Source organism: Streptomyces solincola, assembly GCF_002982015.1.
Lineage (GTDB): Bacteria > Actinomycetota > Actinomycetes > Streptomycetales > Streptomycetaceae > Streptomyces > Streptomyces solincola.
Genome location: NZ_PVLV01000303.1, coordinates 143 through 10244 on the forward strand (window position 1 = coordinate 143; position 10102 = coordinate 10244).

Genomic DNA, 10102 nt, shown 5'->3' on the forward strand with positions numbered 1-10102 from the left:
GTCATCTGGTCCCTGTGCACCGACGACACCCCGCGCGGCGCGGGCCGGGTCGCCTAGCCCTCCCCCGGACGGCCCACCCATCGGGTTTCATGGGGCCATGACGACGAGCGAACCGACCGGACCGACCGACCCCACCGCGACCACCGCCACCCCCGCGGACCTGCCCGGAACCGTCCCCGACTGGGAGAAGCGCTTCCGGGCGCCGCGGGTGTCGCTGCCCGAGTGGGCCGAGGACGCCCCGGCCCGCTCCCTCTTCGTGTCCAACGCCACCGGCACCTACGAGCTGTACGCCTGGGACCGCGAGACCGGCCGGCAGCGCCAGGTCACCGACCGGCCCAACGGCACCACCGACGGCACGCTCTCCCCCGACGGGGAGCAGGTGTGGTGGTTCTCCGACACCGACGGCGACGAGTTCGGCGTCTGGATGCGCCAGCCTTTCCACGGCGGCGCGGACGAGCCGGCCGTCCCCGGGCTGGCCCCCTCCTACTCGGCCGGGCTGGCCATCGGCCGCGACGGCACCGTGGTCGTCGGCCGGTCCACCGACGAGGACGGCTCGACGCTGCACCTCGTCCGGCCCGGCGCGGCCGAGGCCGTGGAGATCTACCGGCACCGCGAGTCGGCGGGCGTCGGCGACCTCTCGTACGACGGCACGCTGCTCGCCGTCGAGCACACCGAGCACGGCGACGCCATGCACGCCGCGGTGCGGGTGGTCCGCCCGGACGGCGCACCGGTCGCCGAGCTGGACGACACCGAGGGCGGCACGAAGGAGCTGGGCCTGTCGGTGCTGGGCTTCGCCCCGGTGGCCGGCGACACCCGGCTCCTCCTGGCCCACCAGCGGCGCGGGCGCTGGGAGCCGCTGCTGTGGGACACCGCCACCGGCGAGCAGCGCGACCTCGCCATCGACCTGCCCGGCGACGTGTCGGCCGAGTGGTATCCGGACGGCTCCGGACTGCTCGTCGCGCACGGCTTCGAGGCGCGCGGCGAACTGTGGCGCTACGACATCGCCACCGGCTCCCTGGAGAAGGTCGACACCCCGCCCGGCACCGTCTCCTCGGCGACGCCCCGCCCGGACGGCACGGTGGAGTACCTGTGGTCCTCGGCGGCCGTCCCGCCCGCGGTGCGCTCCACGGCCGGCGGCGTGGTGCTGGAGGCGCCCGGGACGCGGGCGCCCGACTCGGTGCCGGTGGAGGACGTCTGGGTGGAGGGCCCCGGCGGCCGGATCCACGCCCTGGTGCAGCGGCCGGCCGGGGCCACCGGCCCGCTGCCCACCGTCTTCGAGGTGCACGGCGGCCCCACCTGGCACGACAGCGACGCCTTCGCCGCCGGCCCGGCCGCCTGGGTGGACCACGGCTACGCGGTGGTCCGGGTCAACTACCGCGGCTCCACCGGCTACGGCCGGGAGTGGACGGACGCCCTGAAGCACCGGATCGGCCTGATCGAGCTGGAGGACATCGCCGCGGTACGGGAGTGGGCGGTGGCCTCCGGGCTCGCCGACCCCGACCGGCTGGTGCTCTCCGGCGGCTCCTGGGGCGGCTACCTCACCCTGCTCGGCCTCGGCACCCAGCCGGAGGTGTGGGCGGTCGGCCTGGCCGCCGTGCCGGTCGCCGACTACGTCACCGCCTACCACGACGAGATGGAGGCGCTGAAGGCCCTGGACCGCACCCTGATGGGCGGCTCCCCCGAGGAGGTGCCCGAGCGCTTCGAGGCGTCCTCCCCGCTCACCTACGTCGACGCGGTGCGCGCCCCGGTCTACATCTCGGCCGGGGTCAACGACCCGCGCTGCCCGATCCGCCAGATCGACAACTACGTGGAGCGGCTCGCGGCCCGCGGCGCGGTGCACGAGGTGTACCGCTACGACGCCGGGCACGGCTCGCTGGTGGTGGAGGAGCGGATCAAGCAGGTCCGGCTGGAGCTGGAGTTCGCCGCCCGGCACCTGGAGCGCTGACGCCCCGGCGGGGCCCGGGAGGCGGCCCCGCGCACCGGCGCCCCGAGCCCGTTCCGTACCGTGGTGGTGTGTACCGGTTCCTGGCGACGCCCCGCTGGTGGGGGATCAACGTCTTCGTCGTGCTGGCGATCCCCTTCTGCGTCTTCATGGGGACGTGGCAGCTCGGCCGCTTCGAGGAGCGCGTCGACTCCCACCAGGCCGCCGAGCAGCGGCCGGACCCCTCCTCGGTGCGGGCCGAGCCGCTGGAGGAGCTGCTGCCGGTCGACCAGGAGACCTCCGGCCGCACCGCCGCGGCGAGCGGGGAGTACGGCCGCCAGTTCCTCGTGCCGGACCGGGAGCTGGACGGCCGGACCGGCGCCTATGTGCTGACCCTGCTGCGCACCGACGGCGGCCGGGAGCTTCCGGTGGTACGCGGCTGGCTGCCGGCCGGGGCCGAGGTCCCCGCCGTCCCGCGCGGCCGCACCACGGTGACCGGCGCGCTCCAGGCGTCCGAGCACGGCGGCAGCCCGGGGGTGCGCACCGGCGGGCTGCCGGACGGCCAGGTCGGCATGATCAGCGCGGCCTCCCTGGTCAATCTGGTCCCCGGGCAGGTCTACGACGCCTGGGTGACGCTCACCGACGCCCCGGCCGGGCTGACCCCGGTGCCGGCGGCGGCCGCCGAGGGCAGCGGGCTGGACCTGAAGGCCTTCCAGAACCTGGGCTACACCGGCGAGTGGTTCGTCTTCGCGGGCTTCGTGCTGTTCATGTGGTTCCGCCTGTTCCGCCGCGAGGCCGAGGCCGCCCGCGACGCCGCCCTCGGTCTCGCCCCGGCCGCTTCCGACACGGCGGGCCCCGCCGAGGACGCCGCCGGCTCCGAGGCGGCGGCCCCGGCGGGCACGGCCGCCCGGGGCTGAGGCCCCGCCCCGGGGCCGCTCACGGCGCCGGCAGCATCCCGGTGTGGTAGACCGCGCCCGCGCAGGCGCCGGAGATCGCGGCGGCCGCGGTCGGCGAGCCCCGCTCGGCGGTGTGGGTGACGGTGACCGCGCCGTCGGCCGGTCCGCCGTCCACCCGCCCGAGCTGGGTCTCGGTGTTCGCGGCCTTGTCGGCGGCGCCCTCCTCGGTGCCGCCCGGGGTCGTCGTCGGCTCCTCGGAGGGGCCGGGCGGCTCGGGCGTCGGCTCCGGCTCGCCGCCCTCGGTGGGGCAGGTCTCGCCCGGCACCCAGGCGAACTTCACCTCGTAGCTCCCGGCCGGCGGCAGCAGCAGCGGGGCGGCCGCCTCCCGCGCCGGGTCGGGCAGCGCGACCGCCGGGTCGCCGGCGGTGTGCCGCAGCAGCTTCACCTTCGCCGGGTCCGCGGCCCCCGAGGTGGTGAGCGCGACCGTCCCGGCGCCGCCGACCGCGCAGGCGGCCCGGGAGACGTTGGAGATCCGGAAGGCGCCGTACACCTTGCCCTCGGCGTCGGGCCGGCCCAGGTCCGCCAGGGCGGAGCCGAGCTGGGAGGCCTCGCAGACCGGGGTGCTCACCGGTGCGGCGCTGCCGACCGGGGCAGCGCTGTCGGCGGGCGCGCCGTCGGGGTCCTCCCCGGGGGCCGCCTTCTCCGAGGCGTCCGGGGACGGCGTACCGCTCGCGCCGGCGCCGGGGGGGCTGCCGGCGACCGCTGCGGGGCCGTCCGGTCCGACCGCGCCGCCGCGGCCGGCTTCGCCCCGCTGCTCGGTCCCGCCCGTGCCGCTCTGGGCCTGCTCGCCGTGGCCGGCCATCACCCGCCGGTCCTCGGCGGCGTCGTCGGAGGCGGCGACGTGCACGAACGCGGGCACCGCCGTGCCGAACAGCAGCGCCGCGGCAGCCGCGCCGACCACCGCCTGGCGCTTGCGGGCCCGCCGGGCGGGCACCGCGCGCCGCAGCCGGTCGAGGCTGTCCTCGGCCGGCGTCAGCCCGTCCACCGCCCCCAGCAGCATCCGCCGCAGCTCCGCCTCGCCGGCGTCGAGCGCCGATCCGTCCCGGTCGAGCGCCGGGAAGGCCCCGGGCCGGGCCCGTTCCCGCCCGTCGTCCGCCGGGCTGTCCCAGTCCAGCCGTGTCAGCCGCTGCGTCCGCGCCGACCGCTCCGACCGCTGCGGTGTGTCGTTCACCGTGTCGTTCCTGGTTCCCGTCCGGTCGTGCGGCGGTCGGTCCGGGCCGTGCCGCTCGTCCGCGCGGTCGCCGCCGCGCCCCTCACCGCGCCCGCCGCCGTGTCCGCCGCTCATGTCGCCGCTCCCATGGCGACGCGCAGGGCCGCGATGCCGCGTGAGCCGTACGCCTTCACCGAGCCGAGCGATATGCCGAGCGTCTCGGCGACCTGGGCCTCGGTCATGTCGGCGAAGTACCGCAGCACCAGCACCTCGCGCTGCCGGCGCTGGAGGCCGCGCATGGCCTTGATCAGGGCGTCCCGCTCCAACTGGTCGTAGGCGCCCTCCTCCGCGCTCGCCATGTCGGGCATCGGCTTGGAGAGCAGCTTCAGCCCCAGGATGCGGCGGCGCAGCGCGGACCGGGAGAGGTTGACCACGGTCTGGCGCAGGTACGCCAGCGTCTTCTCCGGGTCGCGGACCCGGCTGCGCGCCGAGTGCACCCGGATGAACGCCTCCTGGACGACGTCCTCGCAGGAGGCGGTGTCGTCCAGCAGCAGCGCGGCGAGTCCGAGGAGCGAGCGGTAGTGCGCCCGGTAGGTCTCGGTGAGGTGGTCGACGGTCGTCCCCGCGACGGCGGTCTCCACGGCGGCCGTCGTCCCCGCGGCGGCCGTCGTGTCCGCCCCGGCCGCCGAGCCGGACGCCGGCTGCGGCTGCGCGGCGCCCTGCGCACCGCGCTGGGAGGGGATGCCCGGCGCCGTCGGCCTAGTGGCGGGCATCGGTGCTGTCACCGGCATGCCCCCGCCCCGCCGGGGCGGGCGCCGCAGCGGCCGCACGGTGCCCGGTGCCGTGCCGGGGAGGGCCGGGACGGCTGCGACGAGCGCGGCCGGGACGGCCGAGCTCCTGACGGCGCGTCCGGCGCGGAGCGGGACCACCGCTGCGATGTCGAGTACCTCTGCCACGCCTGTTGGACACGCTTCCCCCCGTCAGGGTTGTACGCCCACCCCACCGCCGTCGGCGATGCGCCGTCTGACCTCATGCGTACCCGCTCTCCCTGATCGCCCCGGTCGGCGCGGCGGCACATGGGGCCGACCGCCAAGACGCCCGGCTCCCCCCCCGCCGGTTGCGGGCCGGCGACGGGCGTCGTGACGCCTGCGCCCGCCCCGGGTCGAGCGGCCGGGACGGGGCCGGACCGGAGGAGCTCCGCACCGGGTGTGCGCAGATCCTACAAACAGCCTCCGACAACGCCGGCGGCGCGGCGGACCGGCGCCGCCACCGCCCGTCCCGTACACCGGCCGTCCCGTGTGCACCGCCCGTCCCGTACTCCGGTCGGCAGCAGCAGCAGTGCGGCGGCGGCGGTCCGAGACCGGACCGCCGCCGCCGCACCGCGAGATGCCGCGTCAGGCGCGGCCCGGGTCTCAGCGCCCGGTGCCGCCGTAGACGACCGCCTCGTCGGACTCGCTGTCCAGCCCGAACGCGGTGTGCACCGCGCGCACGGCCTCGTTGACCTCGTCGGCGCGGGTGACGACCGAGATGCGGATCTCCGAGGTGGAGATCAGCTCGATGTTCACCCCGGCGTCGGCGAGCGCCTGGAAGAACCCGGCGGTGACGCCCGGGTTGGTCTTCATGCCCGCGCCGACCAGGGAGATCTTGGCGATCTGGTCGTCGTAGCGGAGCGACTCGAAGCCGATCAGGGACTTCTGCTTCTCCAGGGCGTCGATGGCCTTGCGGCCCTCCGCCTTGGGCAGCGTGAAGGAGATGTCGGTCAGCCCGGTCGACGCGGCGGAGACGTTCTGCACCACCATGTCGATGTTGATCTCGCTGTCCGCGATGGTGCGGAAGATCGCGGCGGCCTCGCCCGGCTTGTCGGGCACGCCGACGACGGTGATCTTCGCCTCGGAGGTGTCGTGGGCGACACCGGAGATGATGGCCTGCTCCACCTTGAGGTCCCCTCGCGGTTCGTTGCTGACCCATGTGCCCTGGAGCCCCGAGAAGGAGGAGCGCACGTGGATCGGGATGTTGTAGCGGCGTGCGTACTCCACGCACCGGTGCAGCAGCACCTTGGAGCCGGAGCTGGCCAGCTCCAGCATGTCCTCGAACGAGATCCAGTCGATCTTCCGGGCCTTCTTCACGACCCGGGGGTCGGCGGTGAAGACGCCGTCGACGTCGGTGTAGATCTCGCAGACCTCGGCGTCCAGCGCGGCGGCCAGCGCGACGGCGGTGGTGTCCGAGCCGCCGCGGCCGAGGGTGGTGATGTCCTTCTTGTCCTGGGAGACGCCCTGGAAGCCGGCGACGATGGCGATGTTGCCCTCGTCCAGCGCCGTACGGATACGGCCCGGCGTGACGTCGATGATCCGCGCCTTGTTGTGGACAGAGTCGGTGATGACCCCGGCCTGGCTTCCGGTGAACGACTGGGCCTCGTGGCCCAGGTTCTTGATCGCCATCGCCAGCAGCGCCATGGAGATCCGCTCTCCGGCGGTCAGCAGCATGTCGAACTCGCGCCCGGCAGGGATCGGGGATACCTGCTCGGCGAGATCGATCAACTCGTCCGTCGTGTCGCCCATCGCCGATACCACGACGACCACCTGGTGGCCGTTCTTCTTGGCATCGACGATTCGCTTGGCGACGCGCTTGATGCCCTCGGCATCGGCAACGGAGGAGCCTCCGTACTTCTGCACGACAAGGCCCACGTGCGCTCCTCGCTCAGTCCGTTTTGCGGTCGGCTCAGTTTAACGAGCGGCCGGGAATCGCCCCTGCTCAGTCACATCGTGAGATGTCCCGCTCACCAGGTGATCGTCGCGGGGGCCCGCGGCCGCTCGAACGGTCCCTGCCCGGGCCCGTCCGGCCTACGCGCGATTGTGGGCCGGCTCACGCGCGGCTCACGGGGACGGCCGCAGGGGACGGCCACAGGAGCCGGCCCCCTCAGGGGCCGGGCCCCGGACGCGAGGACTGCTACTTGGCCGTGCGCATGCCCAGCGGCCCGAGGATCTCGGCGGCCATCACCCGGCCCGCCTCCTCGGCCAGCGCGTCCTCGGCGAGGTCCTCGTCGGTGTCCAGGCCGTCCAGCTCGGCCAGCGGCTGGTCCAGCCGGACGTGCGAGACCAGCGACTGCAACGCCCGCAGGGTCGCGGAGGCGGTCGGCCCCCAGTTGGAGAAGTACGAGAACTGCCACCACCACAGCGCCTCGGTGGTGCGGCCCGCCTTGTAGTGGGCCAGCCCGTGCCGCAGGTCGGCCACCATGTCGGCGAGGTTGTCCGAGATCCGGCACGGCACCGGGGCCCTGCGCGGCTCGTAGGGGTCGAAGACCTCGGAGAAGACGTCCACCGGGTCCAGCATCACCGCGAAGCGCATCCGCAGCTCGTCCACGTCGTCGTCCGGACCGGCGTCCGGCTCGTACCGCTCGTCCGGGACGATGTCCACATGCGCCCCGAGCCGGCCGCCGGCCAGCAGGAGCTGCGAGACCTCCAGCAGCAGGAACGGGACGGCGCTGTCGGGCTCGTCCCCCTTGGCCACCTCCGTGGTGGCCACGATGAAGGACTCGATCGAGTCGGCGATCTGGACCGCGAAACTGTCCGGGTCCATCGCATGCGCGTGCAGTGTGGCGTCAGACATCGAGGAGTCGTCTCCCTTCGAACGCACGCCCGAGCGTGACCTCGTCGGCGTATTCCAGGTCGCCGCCAACGGGAAGCCCGCTGGCCAGGCGCGTCACCTTCAGGCCCATGGGCTTGACCATGCGCGCCAGATACGTCGCGGTGGCCTCCCCCTCCAGATTGGGGTCGGTCGCCAGGATCAGCTCGGTGACCGTGCCGTCCGCGAGCCGGGCCAGCAGCTCACGGATGCGGAGGTCGTCCGGACCGACGCCCTCGATCGGGCTGATCGCGCCGCCGAGGACGTGGTACCGCCCTCGGAACTCACGCGTCCGCTCGATCGCGACGACGTCCTTCGGTTCCTCCACCACACAGATGACCGCGTCGTCCCGCCGCGGGTCGCGGCAGATTCCGCAGCGCTCCTCCTGCGCGACGTTTCCACACACCGCGCAGAACCGCACCTTGTCCTTGACCTCCATCAGCGCCCCGGCCAGCCGCCGTACGTCGGCGGGCTCGGCCTGCAGGATGTGGAAGGCGATCCGCTGCGCGCTCTTGGGACCGACGCCGGGCAGTCTGCCCAGCTCGTCGATGAGGTCCTGAACCACGCCTTCGTACAACGGAAACGCCTCTCCTGGAGTGCTGTGGTGCTCACGGTAGTTGCTGGGTCCGGCGCTGAGAAGGCGGGGGCACGTCCGCCCCCGCCCGTCCGGCCGCCCGTTCGCTCAGTCGCGCCGGTCGCGCCGACCTGCACCGGTCGCGCCGATCAGGTCCGTCGCGTCCGTCACGTGCGTCGCGTCCATCGCGTCCGTCGTCTCAGAACGGCAGACCCGGCATGCCGCCGCCGCCCAGGCCCTCGGCCAGCGGGCCGAGCTTCTGCTGCTGGAGCGCCTGGGCGTTCTCGTTCGCCGCCTGGATCGCCGCCACCACCAGGTCGGCCAGGGTCTCGGTGTCCTCCGGATCGACCGCCTTGGGGTCGATGACCAGGTTCCGGATCTCGCCGGCGCCGGTCACCGTCGCCTTGACCAGACCGCCGCCCGCCTGGCCGTCCACCTCGGTCTGCGCCAGCTCCTCCTGGGCGCGGGCGAGGTCCTGCTGCATCTTCTGGGCCTGCTGGAGGAGCTCTTGCATGTTGGGCTGGCCGCCACCGGGGATCACGGTCACTCCTGGTGCTTTCGACGGAAACGTACTCGGTAAGCCGAGCCTACGTGGTTCCCGAGGGGTGTGCCCCCTCCGCCCGCATTCACTCGTTCGGGTGGAAGGCAGGCATGCCCGGCACCCCGTCACACCCCACGTGGGGGCGGACATCCCGGGTGCCCGGCCCGATGACCGCCATTCGGCGGTAGCGAAGCACGTGCGCTTCAGTAAGCGGTACGCGGCGGTTCCCAGCGGTACACGGCTCAGGCGGCGTGCACGGCTCACGCAGCGGTACACGGCTCACGCAGCGGTACACGGCTTCGGCGGCGGTTGCGGAAAGCCCCGCGTACGGAAACAGCAGGCACACGGAAGCGACAAGTACAGAGGAGTGCCCCGGTGAGTCAGCCGGAGATGCAGCCCGGCCGGCCCGGTCGTCGGCCCGGAAGACCCGCCCGCGGCGACGCCGACGGCCGCCGGGGACGGCGCTCGGCGTACGGCGGCCGGGGCGGCGACCCGGACGGCCCGCCGTTCCCCGGCGGCGACTGGGGGCAGCCCGCCGAGCGCCTCGACGAGGTGTACCGCTGGGTCGAGCAGGAGGCGCTGCGCACGGCCGAGTGGTACCTGGCCGACCGCGCCTGGAAGCGGCGCGGGGCCCGCGCGCTGCGCGCCGGTACGGCACTGGGCGCGGTCACCGGCGCCGCCCTGCCCCTGCTGGACCTGACCGGGGCGCTGGGCGGGGCCGCGGGCTGGGGGTACGTCTCGCTGCTGCTGGGCGCGGCCTGCCTGGGCTGCGACCGCTACTTCGGCCTCACCTCGGGCTGGATGCGGGACGTGGCCACCGCCCAGGCGGTGCACCACAGGCTGCGGGCGCTGCGCTTCGACTGGGCGGCGGAGAGCGTACGGGAGGTGCTGGGCCCGGCCGAGGGCACCGCGAGCGAGGCGGCCGAGCGGTGCCTGGGGGTGCTGCGCCGCTTCTCCGAGGAGGTCGGCGAGCTGGTGCGGGCCGAGACGGCCGAGTGGATGGCGGCGTTCGTCCCCGGCCCGGCGCCGCTGTCCGGGTACGCCGTGCCGCCGGCCGGCCCGGCGCGCGGCGGCCCCGAGGGCCATTCGCCGCCGGACCGCCGCCCGCTGCCGCCGGGCGCCCGCCCCCACATGCCGCGCCAGCGCCCGCCCGAGCCCCGCTGACCGGCGTACCGGCGTACCGGCGTACCGGCGTACCGGCGTACCATCGAGCCCTGGCCGAGGCTCCGGGTCGCTGCCGCGTGCAGTCCCAGCCAGACGTGCCGCTCGCGGGCGAACGGGCTGTCGTCCCGCGGCACCGGGCCGGCCGGCTCCTCCAGGGTGGTGGGCCGCTCCGGGG

Annotated in this window: 9 protein-coding genes; 3 read left to right on the top strand and 6 right to left on the bottom strand. The window is 74.8% G+C overall.

Annotation, left to right across the window (positions count from 1 at the left end):
* Nucleotides 1-97: 97 nt before the first annotated feature.
* Together C6N75_RS19770 and C6N75_RS19775 are read left to right on the top strand one after the other, a co-directional pair.
* Complete coding sequence (locus C6N75_RS19770; RefSeq protein ID WP_105870247.1) at nt 98-1945, top strand: S9 family peptidase; 1848 nt, start codon at nt 98-100, stop codon at nt 1943-1945.
* Nucleotides 1946-2013: 68 nt separating this feature from the next.
* On the top strand, nt 2014-2838 hold the full coding sequence (locus C6N75_RS19775) for an SURF1 family protein (protein WP_105870248.1): 825 nt from the start codon (nt 2014-2016) through the stop codon (nt 2836-2838).
* A 19-nt stretch (nt 2839-2857) separates the two neighbouring features.
* Here the strand turns inward: C6N75_RS19775 and C6N75_RS19780 are convergent, their stop codons facing one another.
* The 6 genes from C6N75_RS19780 to C6N75_RS19805 all read right to left on the bottom strand — a co-directional run bounded on the left by C6N75_RS19780 (nt 2858) and on the right by C6N75_RS19805 (nt 8763).
* Nucleotides 2858-4162 carry a hypothetical protein gene (locus C6N75_RS19780; protein ID WP_146132614.1) on the bottom strand — a complete coding sequence of 435 codons (1305 nt, stop codon included), beginning with the start codon at nt 4160-4162 and terminating at the stop codon, nt 2858-2860.
* Nucleotides 4159-4983: a SigE family RNA polymerase sigma factor gene (locus C6N75_RS19785; RefSeq protein ID WP_105870249.1), complete on the bottom strand. Its 825-nt coding sequence runs from the start codon at nt 4981-4983 to the stop codon at nt 4159-4161. Before C6N75_RS19785 ends, C6N75_RS19780 begins: the two co-directional genes overlap by 4 nt.
* A 456-nt stretch (nt 4984-5439) precedes the next feature.
* Nucleotides 5440-6711 carry an aspartate kinase gene (locus C6N75_RS19790; RefSeq protein WP_105870250.1) on the bottom strand — a complete coding sequence of 424 codons (1272 nt, stop codon included), beginning with the start codon at nt 6709-6711 and terminating at the stop codon, nt 5440-5442.
* A gap of 262 nt (nt 6712-6973) precedes the next feature.
* Nucleotides 6974-7633, bottom strand: a complete 660-nt coding sequence (locus tag C6N75_RS19795; protein WP_105870251.1) for a DUF5063 domain-containing protein — start codon at nt 7631-7633, stop codon at nt 6974-6976.
* Nucleotides 7626-8225 carry a recombination mediator RecR gene (gene recR, locus C6N75_RS19800; protein ID WP_105870252.1) on the bottom strand — a complete coding sequence of 200 codons (600 nt, stop codon included), beginning with the start codon at nt 8223-8225 and terminating at the stop codon, nt 7626-7628. The genes C6N75_RS19795 and recR overlap by 8 nt, the downstream gene beginning before the upstream one ends.
* Before the next feature lie 196 nt (nt 8226-8421).
* On the bottom strand, nt 8422-8763 hold the full coding sequence (locus C6N75_RS19805) for a YbaB/EbfC family nucleoid-associated protein (RefSeq protein ID WP_105870253.1): 342 nt from the start codon (nt 8761-8763) through the stop codon (nt 8422-8424).
* A 390-nt stretch (nt 8764-9153) separates the two neighbouring features.
* On the opposite strand from C6N75_RS19805, the gene C6N75_RS19810 reads away from it, so the two are divergent.
* Complete coding sequence (locus C6N75_RS19810; protein WP_105870254.1) at nt 9154-9927, top strand: SLATT domain-containing protein; 774 nt, start codon at nt 9154-9156, stop codon at nt 9925-9927.
* Nucleotides 9928-10102: the final 175 nt, after the last annotated feature.

Coding starts and splice junctions, on each gene's coding strand:
- C6N75_RS19780 (WP_146132614.1), bottom strand. CDS start 4,162: ATGAGCGGCGGACACGGCGGCGGGCGCGGTGAGGGGCGCGGCGGCGAC.
- C6N75_RS19795 (WP_105870251.1), bottom strand. CDS start 7,633: ATGTCTGACGCCACACTGCACGCGCATGCGATGGACCCGGACAGTTTC.
- C6N75_RS19810 (WP_105870254.1), top strand. CDS start 9,154: ATGCAGCCCGGCCGGCCCGGTCGTCGGCCCGGAAGACCCGCCCGCGGC.
- C6N75_RS19770 (WP_105870247.1), top strand. CDS start 98: ATGACGACGAGCGAACCGACCGGACCGACCGACCCCACCGCGACCACC.